General features: G+C 35.4%; 17 protein-coding genes and 1 tRNA gene. 14 read left to right on the forward strand and 4 right to left on the reverse strand.

Going from position 1 to position 22345, the window contains the following annotated elements; translation table 11 throughout:
* Nucleotides 1-14 precede the first annotated feature (14 nt).
* The 5 genes from FB551_RS13725 to FB551_RS13745 all read left to right on the forward strand — a co-directional run bounded on the left by FB551_RS13725 (nt 15) and on the right by FB551_RS13745 (nt 4396).
* Complete coding sequence (locus FB551_RS13725; protein ID WP_142017886.1) at nt 15-1379, forward strand: DUF4403 family protein; 1365 nt, start codon at nt 15-17, stop codon at nt 1377-1379.
* Nucleotides 1380-1422: 43 nt separating this feature from the next.
* Nucleotides 1423-1932 (forward strand): RDD family protein, encoded by a 510-nt coding sequence (locus FB551_RS13730; protein ID WP_142017887.1) that lies wholly within the window; start codon nt 1423-1425, stop codon nt 1930-1932.
* 58 nt (nt 1933-1990) lie between these two features.
* A tRNA-Cys gene (locus FB551_RS13735) sits at nt 1991-2061 on the forward strand.
* Between the two features lie 89 nt (nt 2062-2150).
* Complete coding sequence (locus tag FB551_RS13740; protein WP_142017888.1) at nt 2151-2594, forward strand: CPBP family intramembrane glutamic endopeptidase; 444 nt, start codon at nt 2151-2153, stop codon at nt 2592-2594.
* Between the two features lie 968 nt (nt 2595-3562).
* On the forward strand, nt 3563-4396 hold the full coding sequence (locus FB551_RS13745; RefSeq protein ID WP_142017889.1) for a glycosyltransferase family 2 protein: 834 nt from the start codon (nt 3563-3565) through the stop codon (nt 4394-4396).
* A gap of 443 nt (nt 4397-4839) precedes the next feature.
* On the opposite strand, the gene FB551_RS13750 is transcribed toward FB551_RS13745, so the two are convergent.
* Entirely contained in the window at nt 4840-5280 is a 441-nt protein-coding gene (locus FB551_RS13750; RefSeq protein WP_142017890.1) for a hypothetical protein, read from the reverse strand.
* 349 nt (nt 5281-5629) lie between these two features.
* Here FB551_RS13750 and FB551_RS13755 point away from each other — a divergent pair, with 349 nt between their 5' ends.
* From FB551_RS13755 to FB551_RS13790, 8 genes are all read left to right on the forward strand, one after another.
* Nucleotides 5630-6181 (forward strand): YMGG-like glycine zipper-containing protein, encoded by a 552-nt coding sequence (locus FB551_RS13755; protein ID WP_142017891.1) that lies wholly within the window; start codon nt 5630-5632, stop codon nt 6179-6181.
* A 56-nt stretch (nt 6182-6237) separates the two neighbouring features.
* Nucleotides 6238-7872 carry an LIC_10190 family membrane protein gene (locus FB551_RS13760; RefSeq protein ID WP_226798693.1) on the forward strand — a complete coding sequence of 545 codons (1635 nt, stop codon included), beginning with the start codon at nt 6238-6240 and terminating at the stop codon, nt 7870-7872.
* 50 nt (nt 7873-7922) lie between these two features.
* On the forward strand, nt 7923-8993 hold the full coding sequence (aroC, locus tag FB551_RS13765; RefSeq protein WP_047435022.1) for a chorismate synthase: 1071 nt from the start codon (nt 7923-7925) through the stop codon (nt 8991-8993).
* 17 nt (nt 8994-9010) lie between these two features.
* On the forward strand, nt 9011-9574 hold the full coding sequence (locus FB551_RS13770; RefSeq protein ID WP_142017892.1) for a thioredoxin family protein: 564 nt from the start codon (nt 9011-9013) through the stop codon (nt 9572-9574).
* Nucleotides 9575-9583: 9 nt separating this feature from the next.
* Nucleotides 9584-10123, forward strand: a complete 540-nt coding sequence (locus FB551_RS13775; RefSeq protein ID WP_142017893.1) for a TlpA family protein disulfide reductase — start codon at nt 9584-9586, stop codon at nt 10121-10123.
* Between the two features lie 82 nt (nt 10124-10205).
* On the forward strand, nt 10206-10547 hold the full coding sequence (locus tag FB551_RS13780) for a YkvA family protein (protein WP_034694904.1): 342 nt from the start codon (nt 10206-10208) through the stop codon (nt 10545-10547).
* Between the two features lie 121 nt (nt 10548-10668).
* Nucleotides 10669-12048 (forward strand): orotidine-5'-phosphate decarboxylase, encoded by a 1380-nt coding sequence (pyrF, locus tag FB551_RS13785; protein ID WP_142017894.1) that lies wholly within the window; start codon nt 10669-10671, stop codon nt 12046-12048.
* Nucleotides 12049-12101: 53 nt separating this feature from the next.
* Nucleotides 12102-14924, forward strand: coding sequence for a gluzincin family metallopeptidase (locus FB551_RS13790; protein ID WP_226798694.1), 2823 nt, complete (start codon nt 12102-12104; stop codon nt 14922-14924).
* Between the two features lie 59 nt (nt 14925-14983).
* Here the strand turns inward: FB551_RS13790 and FB551_RS13795 are convergent, their stop codons facing one another.
* Together FB551_RS13795 and FB551_RS13800 are read right to left on the reverse strand one after the other, a co-directional pair.
* Nucleotides 14984-15793, reverse strand: a complete 810-nt coding sequence (locus tag FB551_RS13795; RefSeq protein WP_047435899.1) for a T9SS type A sorting domain-containing protein — start codon at nt 15791-15793, stop codon at nt 14984-14986.
* A gap of 156 nt (nt 15794-15949) precedes the next feature.
* On the reverse strand, nt 15950-16819 hold the full coding sequence (locus FB551_RS13800) for a T9SS type A sorting domain-containing protein (protein ID WP_142017895.1): 870 nt from the start codon (nt 16817-16819) through the stop codon (nt 15950-15952).
* Between the two features lie 152 nt (nt 16820-16971).
* Here FB551_RS13800 and FB551_RS13805 point away from each other — a divergent pair, with 152 nt between their 5' ends.
* The gene (locus tag FB551_RS13805; RefSeq protein WP_142017896.1) at nt 16972-20199 is read left to right on the forward strand and encodes a hypothetical protein; all 3228 of its coding nucleotides are present in this window, start codon (nt 16972-16974) and stop codon (nt 20197-20199) included.
* 75 nt (nt 20200-20274) lie between these two features.
* On the opposite strand, the gene FB551_RS13810 is transcribed toward FB551_RS13805, so the two are convergent.
* Nucleotides 20275-22245 carry a T9SS type A sorting domain-containing protein gene (locus FB551_RS13810; RefSeq protein WP_142017897.1) on the reverse strand — a complete coding sequence of 657 codons (1971 nt, stop codon included), beginning with the start codon at nt 22243-22245 and terminating at the stop codon, nt 20275-20277.
* Nucleotides 22246-22345: the final 100 nt, after the last annotated feature.

Consider the following 22345-nt stretch of genomic DNA (forward strand, 5'->3'; position numbering starts at 1 on the left):
AAAAAACATTCAAATTGAAATTCGTTAAAATATTATTTTTAGTAGCAGGGGTTAGTGTTTTTGGTCAGACTGGTGTAGATAATCAGCTGGCGGCTTATAACTTCCCAAAGATAAAGTCCAGTATTACCATGCCTGTGACAATTCCCCTTTCTGAGCTTAGCAATATGATCAATGCTTCCGTGAAAGATCTGGTTTATCAGGATGACTCCTATACTGATAATAACAATGATCAGTTCAAGGTAAAAGTTTGGAAAACCAGACCTATCCGCCTTGTAGGTGGAACCAGTCAGAATCTGCTGATCGAAGTTCCTTTAAAAATATGGGCTGAAAAAGGAATCGGTACATTGGGAGTTTATACCTACCAGAATACTACTTTCGAAACGGTAATGTCTTTCAATACAACCGTTACATTTAAAAATAACTGGACTATTACGACGAGTACCCGGCCGAACGGTTTCAGATGGGTAAGTAAACCTGTGCTTGATTATGGAAGAATCCAGATTCCCATTACTTCTATTGTTGAAAAAAGTTTAAAAGAGCAACAGGAAAAATTCTGTAAAACCATTGATCAGCAGATGGCTACACAGCTGAATTTCCAGCAGTATGCCTTGATGGCCTGGAATACCTTTCTACAGCCCTTCAATATTTCTGAGGAATATAATACATGGCTGAAAGTAAGTCCTGTGGGCGTTAATATTACTCCTTTAAAATTTTATGGAAATCAGATCAACGCTACATTTGGGGTTGATATCTTTTCCGAAACATTTACAGGGAATAAACCTGCCGCATCTTCTCCTGTGACCAGTGTTGCCAATTTTAATACAACCCCTACAGTTGCTGATAAGTTTATTTTGCAGACTACAGCCAATATTCCTTTTACTGAGGCAAGCAGTATGGCGAGAAAAACTTTCCTGAATAAGGAGTTTGACATACGCGACTCTAAAGTAAAAGTAACAGACATCAGAGTGTATGGTGTTGATGACAGAGTAGTTATTGAAGCTCAAACCGATGGTTATATAAAGGGGACTTCTATCATTTCAGGAATTCCCGTGTATGATGAGACAAAAAGAAAAATTGTTTTGTCAGAAACGAAATTCAAACTGAAAACCACCAATATTCTGCAGAAAACGGCCTCTCTTCTGTTTCAGGGAAAAATCGTAAAAATGATTGAAGAAGAATATGGCATCCCCACTCAGGAACTGGAAGAAACCTCGAGAAAAAGTATTGAAGAAGCATTCAACAAAGAATATTATAAAGGATTAAAAATGAACGGAAAAGTTTTCAATCTTAAACCCAGCAAAATTCTGCTCAGCAATACAGGAATTACGGCCGTTATTGATACGAATGCTTCATTAAAGCTTATTGTCAACGGGTTCTAAAATTTTAAACAAAAAAAACTAAACCAAAAACTAATAACCGACCATGAGAAAATATTTAGTCATTGTAGACCGAAACAGAGCTGAAAAGCTGACCAGATTTGCTAATTTTTTTATTGACAGACTTGTAATCTCAGCTTTTTTTCTTGCTTTGGGCTTTATTGCTTCCTTGCTGTACAACCTTGCCAATATTGACTTTCTGATTAAGATTGTTTATAAAATGTCAGAAATGAATAGATTCCTTGATATACTGATAACCTCTCTTATCTACTTTATATACACTTTTCTGATAGAGTATTTTACCAAAGGAAGGTCGGTCGGCAAGTATATTACAGGAACTAAAGTCATTTGTACAGATGGCACTGAGCCTACTTTCAATGACTATCTTATCAGAAATATTTCGAGAATTGTTCCTTTTGATACGCTTTCCTTTTTCGGTGAAAATGGCTGGCATGATAAATGGAGTGAAACAAGGGTAATTAACATCAAAAATTATCAGGCTGAAATTCAAGCGAAAAGCGAAATTGAGGATCTTGGAAAGAAAGAAATTGCTTAAAAACTTTTGTTCATAAAGAAATTTTACTATATTTGCACACCTCAAAAATGGTAAAAATGGTACTTTGGCCGAGCGGCTAGGCAGTGGTCTGCAACACCATCTACAGCGGTTCGAATCCGCTAGGTACCTCAGAAAAAACCTCTAAGTTATTTAGAGGTTTTTTTGTTTTTATATTTGTTGTTGTTTTATTATTACATTCTTTATCATCAATATTACGTATGAAAAAATCAATATCCTTTTTTATTATTTCATTCGCACTTGCCCTTTTGAATGGATATTTTTTTAATTACATTAATGATACCTATTTTCATTTTGATATCAACCACAATAAGCACAATAATATTTCAAAGGATGAATTAAACTTCATTGCCATATTTATCGCTCCTTTTCTGGAAACATTTTTATTTCAGTATCTCCCATACTTAGTTTTAAGCCAATGGATGAAGATCAGCAATAAAGTACTTTGTATAATTATTATGAGTATCATTTTTGCATCCATGCATTATTATAATGGGCTATATATTGTCATGACATTTTTTGGAGGCATTATTTTAAACAATCTCTATATTTATTACAACAAGCACGCCCATGCCTACAGTTTTATGCTGACAGTATTCTTTCACGGGTTATTCAACCTGTACGGCTTTTTATTTATAATGTAATATAATTTTCCTCTTTTAATGATACAAAAAAAGCCCTTCAGATCACAGAAGAGCTTGATAAATAATGTAAAAAGTAATGATGGATAGAAAATTATCTCCTTCAAAAATAGAGGATTAATCCAACAAACTTTTATGAGTAGCGTCATATTGGGCAAAAAAAAATCCTCGGAAATTCCGAGGATAAAAACTAATAACCATGAAAACTCAAATTAAACATGAGTTACATTTCTATATTGAAAAATCGTGCCAAGAATAATGATTTTGAGAAAAAAAGTCATTTTCTTACTGTAGCACCATTTTAACCAATTCAACATTTAAAACAGATTATACTGATACCTTAAAAACCTCCTCATAATTACCTTTAATAGTTTCAGATAAATCTAATTGTCCGGCAAAAGTATTAAAAAAAAAATAATTTACATTTTAATAAAATAAAATTTACATTCAGGACATAAAAAAAATTTAACATAGCTCATCTGCCATAAAAAAGTATTTCAAATAACAAATTGGCACACTTTACCCGTTATGACATAAAAATAAAATTTCATCAAGATCAACATAAAAATATCACTTCAATTCTTTTATATAAAAAGCCCCCAGAAATGGAGGCCTCAAAAAACACAAATGATGAAAAAAAATTTTATATCAGAGATAAAAATTATTTTATCTATTAATTCTAAGCCAAAGATATACCAGTCTTTTTTTTTATTTTATGAGTATAATCATAAAATTATTATTTCTTTTAAATACTGAATTTCCCGATCATCAACTTTATTTCTCAAAAAAAGACAATAATCAAAATCTATAGAATCATATTTCTTATAGCTGTGAAACATTTTACACTTAAAAAAACATAATACACTACCTAGTGTGCAAAATATAAGAAAAAAATACCCGATATATGATGATCGAGGTTATGTTTTCCACATATATAATTTTATAATTTTACATTATTAATTCAAGAAACTGTGGCAAATTTTTCTATACTTATAGCAAACTATAATAATGGAAAGTATTTCAAGGAGTGCTATCATTCATTAATCAATCAAACCTACGAAAACTGGGAGGTAATTATTATTGATGATGCCTCTACAGACGATTCGGTAGAGATCATAAAGTCTCTGATTAAAAATGATTCCCGTTTTAAGCTTTATCATAATGCCATTAATAAAGGTTGTGGATTTACCAAAGCTAAATGCATGAACTATGCTCAGGGAGATTTATGTGCATATCTTGATCCTGATGATGCACTTCATCCGGAAGCACTGGAAAAGGTAACATTGGAATTTAAGAACAGAGAAGATCTTGCTGCCGTATATTCTCAAATGATACTGTGCAATGAAAACCTTGTTCCGGAAAAAATTTATACAGGCACTAAACAAATTTATAACAACCGCTATTTCTTCAACTATCCTATTCAGTTTGCCCATTTCTTCACCTTTAAAAGAAAGATTTATTTAAGAACTGCAGGCATTAATGTAAATCTGAAAAACGCAGTAGATCAGGATCTTTATCTGAAAATACTGGAGCAGGGGCAAGTGAAATACCTCAAAGATCCTTTGTACCTCTACAGACTGCATTCCAACGGAATTTCTCAGGACAAAGCAAAACAAAGTGCAAAGGAATCATTTGCAAGAGTAATTCATGACACGATGAAAAGACGGGGAATAAAAACCATTAATCACAAAGTTGTTCCTGAAGTTTTTACCGGTTCAAATGAAATTTTTGATCTTTTGAATTACCAGACCCGCAGAATGCACCGTCTCATCAGTAAAATAAAAGTTACTTTAGATAATATATAAGTAAAAAGGCTGCTCAAATTGAGCAGCCTTTTGTTATAAAATATGGAATGAAAAATGTTTGTAATAAAAGTATCCGTTTTTGAACAATGAGTATATGCGCAAAATCATAAAGCATCAAAAAGAAACGGCCTCCTGACGGAGGCCTAAAAAACACAAATGATGAAAAAAATCTATTTAGAAAAATCCAAACAGAATATTGTAGAGTCATTCAGCATGACCAATATAGTCTACATTTTCCAAGCAGAAAATATAACACAGTATAGGAACAGAAGAATGAATACTTTCTATAAGAATCAAACCGCACCTGAAGACAAATCAAATATAATTTACATTACAAAATACTTTATAGTTTATATTTAATATAAAAATCAAATGTAATGACTGAAAATATCTTCATCTCTGGAATGGGTAAATTTAGCTAAATATTTGTTTGCTCACAAGGCTTATTCTTCCCAAATGATTGGAATATACACTGTGATATATCCATCAGCATCTACCTGTGCGTCAGAAACTGTAGCAACTACGGTTCCATAGCCAACCCATCCACCTTGCCCCTGCATTGCCGAAAAAGTATAAGTTCCAGCAGGAAGCCCATCATAATATTGTGGAACAGATTGAAATCCTCCACTATAATATGTATCATACACTTCCCCGGTCGTCATATTTTCTGCAAGGAAACTTCCTACATCATAATTTCCTGACAGAATTTTTGTTCCGTTTTTAGAAAGAAGGCCATACCGGATCTTATAAGTCTGGGTTTTTAGTGCTTTATCAGCTATTTCTGAACTACCTTTATGGGGTTCTGTTATTTCCCTGGAGGAAAACGATGTTGCAACAGCCAGCAATCCAATAAATGCTGATACTGTAAAAATTGATTTTTTCATATAACAAGTAATTTGGTATTCAAAAATACTCAACTTATATGAATTTAATAAAAACTATCAGTGAAATAAAATTTACAAATACTTTTAAAAACAAAAAAGAAGATTGGAAGCATAATAATATTTACTTTATTTTTTTATTTTATCCTAAAAAGCATAGAACTTAAAATAATCAACCTTTATTTTTCAACCTTTGAAATCTACCATCAACAGTACAAAACTGATCATTATATAAAATTAACTCTCTTTTTAATTATCAATTTTAACACTTATTAACTAAAATTTGGCTTCATAATTGAAAATAGAATTAAAATCAAAGTCATTTTGGCTTGATCGTATTAAAATTTGAATTATGAGAAAGATAGTATTAGCAGGTTTTTTATCCGTCTTTTTAATGACGGCCTGCAAGAAAGATGACAGTGTTGCAGAAAAGTCACTGGAAGCACAGAAACTTGAATTTCAGGCCAGACAACTTGAAATAGAAAAACAAAAACTGGCTATTGAAAAGGAAAAAATGGTATATGAAGCGCAGAAAAAAGCAGATAGTGTATCAGAAAGCAAAAAAGCGAGAGCTGCTGCCGAAAATAATTCAAAACCACAGGTAATCAGAGAAACCCGAACAATATATAGAGACAGAAACTCCAATTCTGGATCAGGAAGCAGCAACGGAAGTTATGCTAATAACGGAAGTGGTACTTCACAGGGAACTACTCAGAAAAAAGGATGGAGTAAAGCTGCCAAAGGAACTGTTATTGGTACGGTAGGTGGAGCTGCTGCCGGAGCACTTATTGCTAAGAAAAACCGAGGATTAGGAGCTGTAATTGGTGGTGTTGTAGGTGGTGCAACCGGATATACCATTGGTAGATCACAGGATAGAAAAGACGGAAGGGTACAACCCCGTTAATAAATATTTTTAATGATAAAATATAAAGATTGCTTACTTTTAAGCAATCTTTTTTTATGGTGTTAATTCTGTTTTCTTCCATTTTCATTATTCCTGTCCTGATGGGCTGGGGAAAGATCATGGAAAATATATGGGGAATTTTATTCCAGGGTATCTCCGGGAAAATTTTATCAGGAATCCTTGGAATAAGCCTGATATGGACCATTCTTTCTTTTTTCATTCCCTTAAATATCAAGGTGGAAGCGCCTTCAGTACTATTGGGTCTATTTTTTTTCTTTAAAAATAAACTTTATCAGGAATTCCATCACTTTTCAAAAAAAGAGTGTCTAGTTTTGAGCGTAAGTTCTGTGACTGCTATATTTGCCGGTTCTTTCTACCCTTATATATTGGATCATTTCGGTTATTATGTTCCCACTTTGAAATGGCTCACAGAATATGGACTGATAAAGGGAATCTCGAATGTTGACCTCACCTTGGGACAAATGTCTGTGTGGCATATTTTTCAGGCGGGATTTTCCAATTTTTCTGATCCGTTTTTAAGAATTAATACCCTATTGCTTATAATTTACAGTATCTATAGTATTGAAAGGAAAAACTGGGTTCATCTTTGTTTTCTACCGATATTACTGCTGTTTTCGCAATCTCCAAGCCCTGATCTTCCTGTAATTATTTTTTCATTAATCATTTTAAATGAAATTACAGCCGGAAACAGTAATACCACGCTCCTTTTTGCCTTTTCTGTTTTTGTTTTTACTATAAAACCTACGATGCTATGGTTGCCTGTTTTCGTTTTCTTAAACTTTGTTTTAATTTGTAAAAGTACCTTTAAACAATTTCTTTTTGGGGGTTCAATTTTATTTTTATTCTTCATTAAGAATATCTGGACATTCGGATATCCGGTATTTCCCATAGCAACAGGTGATGTCGGAGTACCCTGGAAGCCTGATCCGGAGATTTTAAAAATTTCTTCACAATTTGCCATCATGAAAACCTATGATATGCAGTACACGTTTGAGGAAATACAAAAATTCTCAACTATTGATTATATCAGAAACTGGTTTTCTTTGGATGGAATAAAATCCAAAATCAATATTCTCTTTGTTTTAAGCTTAGTTATTTTCTCCGTATTTGCCTGGATTAAAAAGAGAAAACTCATCACCCTGCTTTGTATTTCTTTGTTGATAAAAAGTATATTAGTTCTGGCTTTTTCAGCCCAATACAGATTTTTTACAGATGTATTCTTCGTGATATTCTTTGTTCTGTTTTATGAATATTTTGATCGGAAGAAATCCATTATTACTTTTTCTGCGCTCAGTTTATTATGTATTTCAATCTTATCGTTTCCTGAATTGATCCAGAGATCTATTCCCAGTTTCAGGGTGGGAAGTTTTATGACCGGATTTGAAAAAGAACAGATTTACAAGCCTGCAACCTATGAATATCAGCAGTTTGACACCTATAAGGTAGGAAATTTTAAATTTAATGTTTCTCACCATTATCCTTATAGTTTTGACACCCCACTTCCGGCAATTACTCCGGCTTATCTTTCTGATGATGTGAAAGCGGGGATTTTCCCACAACTTTTAGACAAAAAGGATATCAAAAAAGGATTTATCTCAAAAAAAATGACTTCAGCAGAAAAAGAGGAAGCCCAAAAGGTTATCAATAATATCAAAAACACTGATAAATAGAACAAATCCAGAAACTTTATTATCTGAAGAAAAAAAGGTAATTTTGTATCATGTTCAATACATTAGGTAATCTTCTTAGTCTTACAACATTTGGAGAAAGTCACGGAGTGGCTTATGGCGGTATCATCAATAATTTTCCGGCAGGTTTAGCGGTAGATCTCAATCAGGTTCAGTACGAACTGAACCGAAGAAAACCCGGCCAGTCATCAATCGTTACACAAAGAAAAGAAAGTGACACGGTAAAGTTTCTTTCCGGAATCTTTGATGGAAAAACAACTGGTACACCCATCGGTTTTATCATCGAAAACGAAAATCAGAAATCGAAAGATTATGATCATATTGCCGGGGCGTATCGTCCTAGTCATGCAGATTTCACGTATGACCAGAAATTTGGTTTCAGAGATCACCGTGGTGGTGGAAAATCTTCTGCAAGAGAAACCATGAACTGGGTAGTTGCGGGGGCACTTGCCAAGCAGCTTTTACCGAACATTGAGATCAATGCTTACGTATCTTCCGTAGGTGATATTTTCTGTGAAAAACCTTATCAGGCTTTAGATTTCTCCCAAACAGAAAGCAATGACGTTCGTTGTCCGGATGCTGAAACGGCAGAAAAGATGATTGCAAGAATCAAAGAGATCAAAAAAGAAGGGAATACTATTGGAGGAACAATTACATGTGTGATTAAGAATGTTCCTGTAGGAATTGGTGAACCTATCTTTTCAAAACTTCAGGCTGAACTGGCAAAAGCAATGCTGAATATCAATGCATGCAAAGGTTTTGAATATGGAAGCGGTTTCTGCGGTGCTAAAATGACCGGAAAAGAGCACAATGACGCCTTCAATACAGATTTCACTACAAAATCTAACCTTTCAGGAGGTATCCAGGGTGGAATTTCAAACGGAATGGATATCTATTTCCGTGTGGCTTTCAAACCTGTAGCTACTATTCTGAGACCTCAGGACAGTATTGATAAAGATGGAAATCCTGTCATTGTAGAAGGAAAAGGACGCCACGATCCTTGTGTAGTTCCGAGAGCTGTTCCTGTAGTGGAAAGTCTTGCTGCATTTGTACTGGCAGACCTATTTTTGATCAACAAAACAAGAAACATCAATAATTTTTAACATAAATATTTTTAGTAATGAAAAATTACTGGGATAAAGGAATTTCGTTTGAAGAATACCTTCAGATTGCAAAAAAAAGATTAGAGAATCCTGCCAACCAACAGGAAGCTGACTATAAACAATATTATGAGCTGGGTCTTCAGAGAATGGACCGAACGGTAAAAAAATACGTCCCGGATGAAGAGCAGCTGAAAGAACTTTCTTCCAAGAACTTTGACGGAAAGATTCTGATTATTTCTGAAGCATGGTGTGGAGATGCAAGTGCAACAGTACCTGCTCTTTTCAGATTTTTTGAAGGACATAATGAAGTAAGGGTATTCCTGAGAGACAGTGATAAAAGCTTAATCAATCAGTTTCTGACCAATGGTACGGAATCTATCCCGAAAGTCATTATCCTAGACAAGGACCTGAATGTAAAAAATTCGTGGGGACCGCGTCCCAAATATGGATATGAACTTCTCATGAAATATAAAGCTGATCCTGAAGCCTATCCAAAAGATTCTTTCTATAATGACCTGCAGATATATTATGCTAAAAACAGAGGGAAAGATGCTGTTCAGGAAATTTTGGATCTTCTATAAAAAAGAGATATGAAAAAAAATATCATTTATCTTGTAATTATTGTCATTATCGCTGGTGTTGCTTTTATGCCAGGGGTAAGAAACTTTCTAAAAGAAACCTTCTTTCCGGTAGCAACTATAGAAAATGCAGTTCATATCAGTGAAGAGGATTATGATATAGAGCTTAAAGGGATTAATGCACCAAGCACTAATCTTAAAAACTTTAAAGACAAAGGTGTTTTCCTGAATTTCTGGGGGACATGGTGCCCACCTTGCAGAAAAGAATGGCCTTCTATCCAGAAACTATATGATACCAGAAAAGATCATGTAGATTTTGTATTGATTGCCATGAATGATAAGGAAGAGGATGTAAGAAAGTTTTTGAAAGATAATAATTATACCGTTCCGGTGTATATTGCTCAGAGTCCGATTTCTGAGAAAATTCTTCCAAAGGTATTCCCTACCACTTTCCTGCTGGATAAACACGGAAGAATCCTTATTAAAGAGGATGCCACAAAAGACTGGAACACAGAGACTGTGCACCAGTTCATTGACAATATTATCAAATAATATTTTAACTAAATTTTATAATTTGTTGGTACAGGATTTGCGAATTTTATAGCATTGAAAAATTTATTAATCCAAACACAAAATGAAATATTCAAAATTAAATCTTGCAAAAGAAGCCATCAATCATAAGGGCTTTATCAAAAAGATCCCTGATATTTTCAGAATGGTCAAAATGTGGAGAAAAGGAATTTATCCTATGAAATCCATAGACATTATTCTTCCTTTACTGGGGATTTTATATGTACTCTCCCCTATTGACCTCCTTCCTGAATTTGTGATACCGGTTCTTGGAGTCATGGATGATCTGGCAGTATTGTCACTTACCATTCCTAAGCTCATCAAAGAGGTTGACAAGTTTTTATTATGGGAAGCCCAGCAAAAATACAGTGGTGCCCAAGTCATTGATGCTGAAATCGTAAAATAATAGTTTATTATATTTTTAACACCATCCCGGTCAATCCGGGATGGTTTTTTATTGACAAATGAGCGATAAATTTTTAAGCCTTATTTCAATTCCTTAAATTTGCAGTATCTAATAAAAAATAATGGAAAGTAAAAAAGAATTCTTCTTAGAGTGCTACAAACTAGGAATCATTAAATTCGGAAGGTTTACCCTGAAAAGTGGTATTGAAAGTCCTTTTTATGTAGACCTGAGACCTTTGGCTTCAGATCCTAAAATTTTAAAAAATCTTGCTAATTATTTACTGGAAATGCTTCCGTTAGATAATTTTGATTTAATCTGTGGAGTTCCTTATGCTGCGCTTCCTATGGCTACTGCAATGTCTCTGGAAAGCTATATTCCATTAATTATTAAAAGAAAAGAAGCGAAAAGCTACGGTACCAAGAAGCTGATTGAAGGAATTTACCAGAAAGGACAAAACTGCCTTCTGGTAGAAGACGTGATCACTTCAGGAAAATCTTTGCTGGAAACCATTCCTGAAATAGAACAGGAAGATCTTAAAGTTTCTGACATTGTGGTGGTACTTGACAGAGAACAGGGAGGAAAGCAATTACTGGAAAGCAAAGGATACAGAGTACACACTCTTTTCAATATTTCAGAAGTATGCAACATTCTTCAGGAAACAGGTGAATTATCAGATGAAGAAGTAAATAGAATCCAGGACTTCCTTCAGGGAAATCATATTCAGTTCGAAGAAGAAACCAGATCTTCTTATGAGCAGAAACTTCAGGTAACACAGCATTCCGTTTCAAAAAAATTACTGGAAACAGCTTTAGCAAAAAAATCAAACCTTATTGCCTCTGCAGATGTTACTACAACTCAGGAGCTGTTGGAGCTTGCTGAAAAAGTTGGTCCGCATATTATTGCTTTAAAAACGCATATCGATATTATTTCTGATTTCGAATACGAAAAAACAATCACTCCTTTAAAAGCTATTGCTGCAAAACACCAGTTCTTACTGATGGAAGACAGAAAATTTGCTGATATCGGAAACACTCAGGAACTTCAGTTCACAAGCGGGGTTTTCAAAATTACAGATTGGGCAGATTTCGTAACGTCTCAGGTAATCGGAGGTTTTGAATCATTAGACTGCTTCAAAAATGTAGGAGTGGTAGCCATCGTTGGAATGTCTTCCAAAGGAGCTCTGACAACTGCAAGCTATCGTGAAGAAGCTTTAAAGGTAGCTTTATCTCATCCAAATGTAATTGGAGGTGTATCTCAGAATAAAATTCCTGAAGATCTGTTATTGTTCACTCCGGGAGTAAACCTTGCAGATTCCGGAGATGGTAAAGGACAGCAGTACAACACACCGGAGCATGTTTTCAAAACCCTTCACACAGATTTTATTATCGTAGGAAGAGGAATTTATAAATCCAACGATCCTGAAGCATCAGCAATCACTTATAAAACAGAGGGATGGAATGCTTATATTAATTCTTTGGAAAAAAAAGCAATTCAAGGTTAAAATGCTATAAAGTATATACAAAATAAGTTATATTTGGGCTTTATCACGAATATTTGAAAAAGATCAGCATTTGCCTTATTTTGTTATGGGGAGTTGTACAGGTTTCTGCGCAGACAGACAGTATATATATTGAAACAAAACTGTCTCCTGACAAAAAGAACCTTGAGGTCCGCCAGGAAATTGTGTATTACAATCATTCCGGGAAAGACCTTCAAACCATAAAACTCCTGAATTGGGTTTCCGCGTACAATAAACGGGGAACTTCTTTAGTCTACAGAAAACTGGAAGACCGGAATAATGATTTGCATTTTGCAAAAAATGATCAATTGGGAAAACTTCTTGAACTGAATATTAAAAATTCTGAAGATGAAGTCCTTCCCGTCAATACCCTTTCAGATGAGAATCTTTTTATTCCTCTGAAGAACGTATTAAAACCTGGCGAAAGCGTCACCCTACAGTTGCAATACAGGATGCAGCTTCCCGATAAAACTTTTACAGGATACGGGACATCCGCTCAGAATACTGTATTAAAATATTTCTTTATTGTTCCGGATCATTTTGATCCGGACAATATTTCCAGAAGAAACTATCATGATATTGAGGAACAGGTAAGTTTTAATACTTTCTGGACCATTAACTTTGACATCCCTGTAAATAGTTTTGTTGAAGGTAATCTTCCACAGGTTCAGATGAATTCATTTAAGGGATATCTGGACTCGGACCCTGAATTCCTGATTTCTACAACAGAATTCCAATCCATCAAAACCAATGTTGACGGAGATGAAATTGAAATCAAATTTGGATACAATCTGAAACCGGATGAAAAACAAAACCTGGAGTTTTACCTTCCTTTACAATTAAAATTCATTAAAGAACGCATCGGATATCTTCCGAAAAGTATTTTTATTTCTGATAAGTTCAGAGCCAAAGAAGACTTTTTCGGGAATAATGATATTACTTTCTGGAAATTCAGATTCCGCCTGTTTACCGAAACCGAAAAAACAGATATGGATTATTTTGGGATCATTGCCAAGAAAATTCTTGACGAAGGCGTAATTGCTGATAAAGAAAAAGATCATTGGTTTAAAAATGGTTTAAAATCTTATCTGGAAATTCAGTACCTCAAAAAATTCTATGCTGATACAAAACTTTTAGGTACACTTCCCGAGACCAGAATCTTTGGACTTAAGCCTTTAAAGTTATTCCACGCCTCCAAAGTAAAACTTCTGGACCGCTATGGGCTTTCCTATCAGTATATCATGCTGCAGAACCTTGATCAGAAAATCGATGAACATTTCCCTGTTTTGAGTAATTTCAATGATATGGCTATCAGCAGCTTTGAAACCGGAAGTCTTTTCAATTATTCGGCAGACAAAATGGGATATGACCAATTTGATGCGATTTTAAAAAACTATATTTCTCAGAATTCCGGAAAAAAAATTAATCCTGATGAATTTCTGTCGTCCCTTGCTGAAAATAATAAATCAACAGCCTATCTCTCCAACTTTTTCAAACAGAAGAACAGGGTTGATTTTAAATTAAAAAATATTAGAAAGGATAACGATTCTCTCCAAATAAAAATTGTAAGAAATACAGACATCTCTATTCCTGTAAAACTGGAAACAGAAACCAGGGAAGGAGAAAAGAAAACGTACTGGATAGACACGGAGGAAAATGAACGTACCACCAGCCTGTCACTTCCTGCATCAGATAATATTTACAAAACCACCTTAAATAGCGGCTATATCTTCCCTGAATCCAATTACAGGGACAACTTCCTGTATGCGAAAGGACTGTTTTCCAATGCAAAAAAAATTAAGCTTAAATTAATAAAAGATATTCCTAACCCGGAATACAATGAAATTTACATCAGCCCAAGGGTACGTTTCAATAATACGTATGATAAATTTCTTCTGGGAGCCAATTTTAAAAATCAGTCTTTCTTTGATCAGAAATTCCTGTATTCGGTAACTCCAACTTATAGTACCGGAACAGGAAAACTTACCGGTTCAGGAGCTGTCTCCTATTCTATCCTTCCCGCAGAAAGCATTATCCGAAGTTTAACATTTGGACTTTCAGGGTCTTATTTTCATTATGATTATGATCTGGCTTACAGAAAAACCTCAATTTCTTCTTCTATTAACTTCAGAAAGAACCCAAGAAGTACCGTTAGCAGAAGTCTTGGCGTTTCCTATAATTATTTTGAAAGAGATCTGAGTCCGCAAATGATCGCCAATAATGATTACAGCAAATATAATCTCTGGAGTATCGGCTATGGTTACAGCGACAGCCAGATGATTCATGAAAAAAGTTTCAGTCTGAGCGCCCAGGGAATGGAAGATTTCAATAAAATAACGGCTGAAGGCTTCTACAGATGGGAATTTGCACCTAAACAAAAGCTGAGCTTACGTTTATTTGCCGGATACTTCTTAAGAAACAATACCCGAAATAACCTTTTTGATTATGGAATTTCAAGGGTTTCCAACTATTCATTCTCTTATACTCTCTTGGGAGAAAGTGCCAGCAGTGGTCTTCTTTCCCAGCAGTTTATATTAGCTGACGGAGGTTTTAAATCTTTCCTGCCGGGAACAGTGAACCAATGGATCACTTCTGCCAATGTAGATTCCAGTGTATGGAAAATATTTCATGTGTACGCAGATGCCGGAGTGTATAAGAACAAAGATCTCCCTGCCAAATTCATATGGGACACCGGAGTTAAAGTAAGAATCATTCCCGATTTTCTGGAAGTTTATTTCCCGATACAATCTTCTTTGGGATTTGAGCCTTCATTCAAGGATTATGGCAAGCGTATCAGATACACTTTGATTCTTAATCTCGGGTCAATTATTAATGCAGCGAGAAGAGGTTGGTATTAAGACTCTGAAAATAAAAAAAAAGGACAGCCTGTTATCGGTTGTCCTTTTTTATTTAAAAACTAATCTTTTATAATTTTCTGCGAAATAGGGATATTGTTAATCGTTCCTGTTACAATATAAGTTCCTTTCGGAAGTTCTGCAATATCAAGAGCTGAAGCCAGTTTAGTAGGTGATTTTTTAACAACCTGTCTGAATGTATCGTAAACTTTCACGTCTTTCACCTCTGTTCCGAATACTATTTTACTGTCTTTTATAAATGGATTCTGTACAAAGCCGGACTTCACGCTACCTTCGAGAGAGAAGTCTTCCCTATTATCATTATTTCCTACTAAATTTCTTTTGATAGCCGTGCTGGTAGTGGGAGAAGGAGCTGGCCCATCTCCTTTAAATTGATCTGCATTGGATCCATATCCTACAAAATCCAGAACATTAGATGCAGATGGTCCGGTAACCTGTACGATGTTTCCTGCTAACGCAACTTTTCCTGATACGTTGGATATTTTTAACCCGGAAGATTTGTTGGGAGTTCCATCAAAATTTACGATGGTAGTTGCAATGAAATCCGGTGTTGGCAGATTTTCTACGCCTCCTTCAATCGCTGATTCCTGAATTAAATAGGTTTCTTCCGGCCCTAAAGTAAAATCAGGCAGCGTGTGATATTCTGTAAAAGCACCTATCGCCGGAGCATATTGAATACTTGCTCCCGTTAAAGAAACCAAGGTATTTCCGATATTTTTAAGGACGATATAATTATTTTTCAAGACAGAGCCTGAATTGGCATCCCCACCATAGATTTCATTGATCACAATCTGGGCGTTTGAAAAAGAAACTAATACGGTAAGACCAACAAGAGTAAAGATTTTTTTCATCGTAATAATTTTAGAAATGGATTGTTTATAAAACATCAAAAACAATACCACCAAATTAAGAAAATATATAAGATAAAAATCTAAAAATCAGGAAATCATCACATAAAAAACCAGCTGGCTCAATTGAACCAGCTGGTTATATTTATTTAAAAGAGATTAATCTTTAAGTACTTTCTGAGAAACAGGCTTGTTGTTTACGGTACCTGTAATGATATAGTTTCCTTTTGCCAGTTCAGCAACGCTTACAGCTTCGTTTTGTTTTACAGAAGCTTCTTTTACAAGTTGTCCGAACGTATTGAAAACTTTCACATCTTTTACATCAGCTCCGAAAATGATCTCATTGTTTTTAACGAAAGAGTTCTTTACAAAGTTTCCTGATTTTACGTTTTTAGCATCAATAACAGCTAAAGTGGCACTGGACGAAGTCACCGTTAAAGAAATATCATCTATTCTCCAGTTGGCAGTACCCAAAGATGGAGTTCCTGTACCAGGACTGTCGCTTCCATAGATTCTTAAAGTAACCGGAGCAGATTCGGCACCTATAAGATTAGCCCCTGAAAAAGTAATACTATTCAATGTCCATGTACTGTTATTGTTAACATTTACAGTACCTATCGCCGTTGCATAGTTATCAATACTTGAATATACTGTGATCTTTCCAGGTCCTGTAGATGTTCCTCTTGATCCTAAATTTAAAGAATTTAAAGTTACTTTATTACCCGCAACCGGAGTAACAGTTACACTGAAATATGTACTTGTTGCAGTGGAAAGAGCCTCTTTAAAAGCTGCAGCACCAAAATTACTGGATCCGCTTGCTCCTGTATATCCCGAAGACACAGATGTAGTAGTAATTAAATTAGTAGTACCATTATTATTTCCCTGAGTTGCTGCAAATGCTACGCTTGAAATATTAGCATTGGTACCGGAAATGGGATTTACAGAACTACCATCCCAAAGGTAAATTGTTTGTGCAAAAGCAACCGCACTCATTACAATTGTTGCAAAAAGAGAATAAAGTTTTTTCATGATTTAATTTTTTTGTTAATAATTTTCTTTTCATAACAAAACTACATTCTAATTTTATTTTTGAGACAATAAAGAGGTTAAGTTTTTGTTAATTATAGTTGACCTCTTAATGTTAACATTTTTTAATTATTTTTACGAATTATTTTTAAAAGTTGCGGAATTTTATCATTCTTTTCGTTTTGTTCTTCTTAGGCATATTTTCAGGAAATGCTCAGGTATTTTCATGGAAAAATCCCAACGTGCCTGAAGACAGTATTAAAAGGGATAGTATTCTGGCAGCAAAGCTTGAACAGGACATCTTTGCAAAGGATACTCTGGATTTCATAAGAACGCACAATAAGATTATTATTGATGAAGCTGTACTGGCAAAAAATGACAAAAAAAGATTTTTAGGAGAGCTTAATTCAAAAGGGTCTATTATCCGTGGAATTACTTTTGGTAATAATCAGGGGCAATCTGTACAAAGTTCTATGGATCTTCAGATTTCGGGACGATTATCAAAAGACGTTACGATTTTGGCGAGTATTTCAGATCACAACCTACCGATTCAGGCTGATGGTTATACTCAAACTTTAGAGGAGTTTGACAAAATCTATATGCAGCTTAATATTAAGGATAAATCTATCCTCAGAGCAGGACATCTTGACCTTGTAGAAGCTAAGAATTATTTTGCCAAATACCAGAGAAGAAGTATGGGACTTCAGTTCCAGACAGAATTCGGGAAGGAGAACAAGACATTTGTAGATATCTCTGCTGGTGTTGCACGAAGTGAATTCCACAGAATCCGTTTTCAGGGGGTAGAAGGTAACCAGGGACCTTATCGTCTGACTGGTAAAAACGGAGAACAATTTATCACACTAATCTCTGGTTCTGAACAGGTTTTTATTGATGGAATTTTAATGAAGCGTGGTGAAAACCAGGATTATATTATCAATTACAATACCGGTGAAGTTACTTTTACCAGTTTCCGCCCTATTTTTCAGCAAAATTTCATCACGATTTCTTATAACTACGCCAACAGGAATTATTCAAGATATCTGTTTACAGGAAAGCTTGAGCATCAGAGAGAAAAATTCAAGGTTGGATTCAACTGGTTTATGGAAAATGACAATAAGAATGCTCCGCTTTCTTTAAATCTATCTAAAGAAGATGAGCAAATTCTTGCAGAAGCCGGAAATAATCCTGACTTAATGTATGCTCCATCAGGGGTGATAACGGAATATGATGTCAATAAAATTTTATACAAATTAAGTCCGGCAGGAAATTTCTATGAATATTCTACGGATTCAAGTTTAACACTTTATCAGGTTTCTTTTACGTATTTCGGAGCTAATCAGGGAGACTATAAAATAGCACAGACCACCAACAACGGACGTGTTTTTGAATATGTAGGCCCAAATGGTGGAGATTACAGAGCGGTAAGAAAACTTCCTTCTCCTCAGAAATCCCAGGTATATTCTCTGAATTCTGAATATCTGCTGAACGAAGGAAAAATAGGTGCTGATATCTCGTTGAGTAACTATGATGTCAATTTATTTTCTTCAAAAGATTCTGATCAGAATATGGGGTATGCATGGCGTATTTTTGGAAATAAAAGCTTCACAAAGAACACATGGAGAGGAACTCCAAGCTTTGAATATCAATATATAGACAGACAATTCCATATCCTGGACCGTATCAATGATGTGGAATTCTCCAGAGATTTCAACCTTACCCAGGAATTCAATAAAAAGACCCAGAACAGATTTATCTTCAGCTTCCTGAATAAATGGAATAATAAGTCTACTTTGAATTACCGTGTCAATTATCTGAATGAACAGGATTCTTATAAAGGGATTAAAAATGACCTTGATTTTGGCTGGCTGACAGGAAAATTCTATACTAAAGGTAATCTGTCTTATCTGAGTACCAATGCTACCCTTCAGGATACAAAGTTCATCCGCGGTGGAGTTTCAACAGAATTTACCGGTAAAAAAGGAAGCTGGGCCATTGGTGGAAGCATGGAACATAACGAGAAGAAGTATAACGATACTCAGCTTATGGATGTAACAAGTTTTAGCTGGAAAGAAATCTTTTTGCAAAAGAAAATAGGTGACAGTACAAGAACCAAATTATTGGCAAAAGTATATATGAGAGACAATGACTCGGTGCGTGATAACAGACTTCAGAATATGAACAATATTCTGGGGATCATGGCGGAAAGTCAGATTATCAAAACCGAAAGAACCAGTTTAAATGCTCTGATTCACTACCGAAAATTCTTCTATGCAGGTGCAGAAGGTGAAGTAACCCGTAATAATGATTTTGTTGTCGGAAACATTTTATACAATCAACAGCTGTTCAGAAACGGTATGCGTCTTCAGGCTTTCTATGAATTGGGTAACGGACAGGAAGCACAGAGGGAATTTCAGTACATTAAAGTAACAGACGGACAGGGTGTTTATAAATGGACGGATTATAACGGAGACGGCATTCAGCAGCTGGACGAATTTGAAATCGCTGAGTATTCTGATCTTGCCCAATACATCCGTGTATATACTAATTCTGTACGATATATTCCTTCCAATAAAAATAAACTGCAGTTAGCCTTATTTGTGAATCCGGCTATTGTTTTCAATTCTGAGAATGGATTTTTAAAACGTTGGAATTTCAATATTTCATTAAACTCTCAAAACTCATTCTACAAAAAGGAAAAAGTGCTTGTGCTGAATCCTTTTGAAAAAAACAGTGATCAGATCCTTAAAAATCAGAACATTCTTGCCTCTGTACAGTTTAATCCAACCGACAAATCAGGCTGGAACGGAAATTACAGATTCATCACCAATGACAATCTCATTAATGCCAATTTCAGTAATGAAGAACGTGAACAGACTTCTCATTTCCTGAATATAGGATATTGGTTCAATAAAGAATTCAGAGTGGATTGGGAAAACTCGGTTCATGATATCCAAAACTCTTCACAATTATTTCAAACAAGAGATTACCGTCTAAATAATTTTGAAACCAAGCCTAAAGCAACGTATAAATTTACAGATGCCATTCAGGCTGAATTATCTTCTGCCTTCCGTCAGAAACAAAGACTGGATGGCGAAGAACTTCTCAAAGCTTTTGATATTACAGGAACTATCCAATGGGAGCGCAGAAAGACATCTATCCGTGGAAACTTCTCGTTCATCAATAACAATTTTACAGGAAATAACTTCAGTATCGTAGGAAACCAGATGCTGGATGGGCTTAAGCCTGGAAAAAACCAGGTGTGGAGTGTATTTATCCAACAGGCTATCAACTCGTTTATCCAGCTGAACCTTAATTATGAAGGAAGAAACTCCGGTGACCGGACCATTCACATCGGAAGTATGCAGGTAAAAGCAAGCTTCTAGCAATGACCGTTATTTTTTACAATAAAAAAATCCCCGATAGTACTATTGGGGATTTTCTGGCTATTAGTTTATTTACTATTTTTTAATAATTTTCAAAGATTGTGATTCTTTTTCTGTATTTACTTTTACAATATAAACTCCTGCCGTGGCACCTCTCATATCTACAGAGCCTTTTTGAGCATTAATTGTTTCGCTAAGAATTCTCTGACCTGAAACATTATATACTTCCACCTCTTTGATTCTGTTATCATTATTGATATAAAGGAAATCTATAACCGGGTTTGGATAGGCGGTTACCGTGTTCTTTTTCGCTGCTTCATTTACTGCCAGTACTGTTGCCGTAAATTCAAAACTGCCGAGATCCGGTGTCAAAGCATTTCTGGTATTACCATCTGCATCTAATGTTACCTCAGCTACCGGAGTTCCCTTGTTGTCAAGAGCAGTATTTCCTGTAGCAGATAAATGGAAATCAGTTGCTGACATAAACACAGGCAGAACATTCAAAGAGTTCACATTACCTCCAAATCCTGCCTGGATATCAGCAAGAGTCGCTTTTGCGGCACCTCCGATATACCCCAGATTCGTTCCGGCAGAATAGAAATTATTATAGTTAATGGTAGAGAAAACACTGCTGGCTGCTCCGGCATAAATGGCATATCTTTCACCTGCCTGGGTTTGGGTATTGACAAAAAGATTATTTCTCACATCAATACCTCCAGCACCCGTTACCCCACTTGTGATATTTAAAGCGGATGGCCTTCCGGCAACAGTCTGGCTAACATCCATCACAACAGTATTATAATAAAGTTTATATCCACCTCCAGCGGTAATGATAATTCCGTTTCCGTTGTCATTTACACCTCCGGTGGTAGCATACCCATATCCGGCTACACCACTCACAATATTATTGGCAACCAGAGTATTGGAAGTAAGACTTGTTGTTGCTAAATATATTCCCTGTGCTCCATATCCGGATGTATTGGTATTTTTGATCCCGGTTATTTTATTATTGGTAATAGTCATGCCGGTCGTTAACGTACCTCCTGCATAAATTCCGGCAAACAGCGTTCCTGTTCCACTGGAATTAAAATTGGAGATCGTATTTCCTTTTACAATAATATTCGCAGCCGCAGAAGCTCCTGTACTCCCTGAGGTAATCGTTATTCCGGCAGCACCTCCTGCACCCGTTCCGGTATACCCAAGATTGGTAATGGTATTTGAAATAATTGAAGAATTGACTGTTGCTGTGGCAAACCAGATTCCTCTTTTAATTTCAGCATTGGTCGTTTCAAAATTACCTAACGTGTTGTTACTTACCGTTACTCCATCGGCACCCTGAACATAAATTCCTCCTAGACGGTTGGCATCTGCTCCCGAAGCACTTATATCATTACCTGTAACCAATGTATTAGCTCCATTACCAGCAGCTGTAGCAGCAAATAAATAAATTCCCATATAAGCTTTCTTCACCGCATTATTCTGAATGGTAACATTATTAAAGAAGCCTCCCGTAGGTGTTGTTGCTCCATCATACATTACCAAAGCTGACGAATTATTCATTCCGTTGATAATATTAAGATTTTTAATCATAATATTAGTATTGGCTGCTGCTGCAGAAGCTGCAATAAAGGTAATTACCTGCGGTGCCACAATAGAAGTATTGGTAAGCGTAAGATCTCTTGTTGTTCCTGAAGCTGTATTGCTTCCATCCAGGGTAATATTACTCCCCAGTATTCTTACTAAAGGGGCACTGGCAATATCACCGGAAATAGCCGCTGTAACTCCCGCTGCAGGTTTGATTGCAACTGAGGTGTAGCTTGTCGCTCCGCCGCTGGCATTCAGACTAGCGGTGGCTGTCTCTGTTGTGTTCGCTGTGATACTGATTGTAATAGCTCCCTGGTGTGTTCCCGCATTAATGGCATCAAATGCTCCTTTTAACGTGGTGTAGGTTCCTGTAGCAGTTCCTGCTGTGGCAGAAATATTCACTTGTGAATAAAAATTTGATGAAACCAAAATTGCCATCAAACAAAATAGAATTTTTCTCATGACATTAATTTTTATTATACTAAATATAAAAAATAATTATCAATAAAATTCAATAAACACTGATAATCAATTAAATATATTAATAAAAAATTAAACATAA

It is taken from the genome of Chryseobacterium aquifrigidense (assembly GCF_006716485.1).
GTDB classification, from domain to species: Bacteria; Bacteroidota; Bacteroidia; order Flavobacteriales; family Weeksellaceae; genus Chryseobacterium; species Chryseobacterium vietnamense.

Excerpts from the sequence above, each read along its gene's own strand:
- FB551_RS13760 (WP_226798693.1), top strand. The coding sequence starts at position 6,238 with ATGGTGTTAATTCTGTTTTCTTCCATTTTCATTATTCCTGTCCTGATG.
- pyrF (WP_142017894.1), top strand. The coding sequence starts at position 10,669 with ATGGAAAGTAAAAAAGAATTCTTCTTAGAGTGCTACAAACTAGGAATC.
- FB551_RS13810 (WP_142017897.1), bottom strand. The coding sequence starts at position 22,245 with ATGAGAAAAATTCTATTTTGTTTGATGGCAATTTTGGTTTCATCAAAT.
- FB551_RS13795 (WP_047435899.1), bottom strand. The coding sequence starts at position 15,793 with ATGAAAAAAATCTTTACTCTTGTTGGTCTTACCGTATTAGTTTCTTTT.
- FB551_RS13730 (WP_142017887.1), top strand. The coding sequence starts at position 1,423 with ATGAGAAAATATTTAGTCATTGTAGACCGAAACAGAGCTGAAAAGCTG.
- FB551_RS13750 (WP_142017890.1), bottom strand. The coding sequence starts at position 5,280 with ATGAAAAAATCAATTTTTACAGTATCAGCATTTATTGGATTGCTGGCT.
- aroC (WP_047435022.1), top strand. The coding sequence starts at position 7,923 with ATGTTCAATACATTAGGTAATCTTCTTAGTCTTACAACATTTGGAGAA.
- FB551_RS13775 (WP_142017893.1), top strand. The coding sequence starts at position 9,584 with ATGAAAAAAAATATCATTTATCTTGTAATTATTGTCATTATCGCTGGT.
- FB551_RS13755 (WP_142017891.1), top strand. The coding sequence starts at position 5,630 with ATGAGAAAGATAGTATTAGCAGGTTTTTTATCCGTCTTTTTAATGACG.
- FB551_RS13800 (WP_142017895.1), bottom strand. The coding sequence starts at position 16,819 with ATGAAAAAACTTTATTCTCTTTTTGCAACAATTGTAATGAGTGCGGTT.
- FB551_RS13740 (WP_142017888.1), top strand. The coding sequence starts at position 2,151 with ATGAAAAAATCAATATCCTTTTTTATTATTTCATTCGCACTTGCCCTT.
- FB551_RS13770 (WP_142017892.1), top strand. The coding sequence starts at position 9,011 with ATGAAAAATTACTGGGATAAAGGAATTTCGTTTGAAGAATACCTTCAG.
- FB551_RS13780 (WP_034694904.1), top strand. The coding sequence starts at position 10,206 with ATGAAATATTCAAAATTAAATCTTGCAAAAGAAGCCATCAATCATAAG.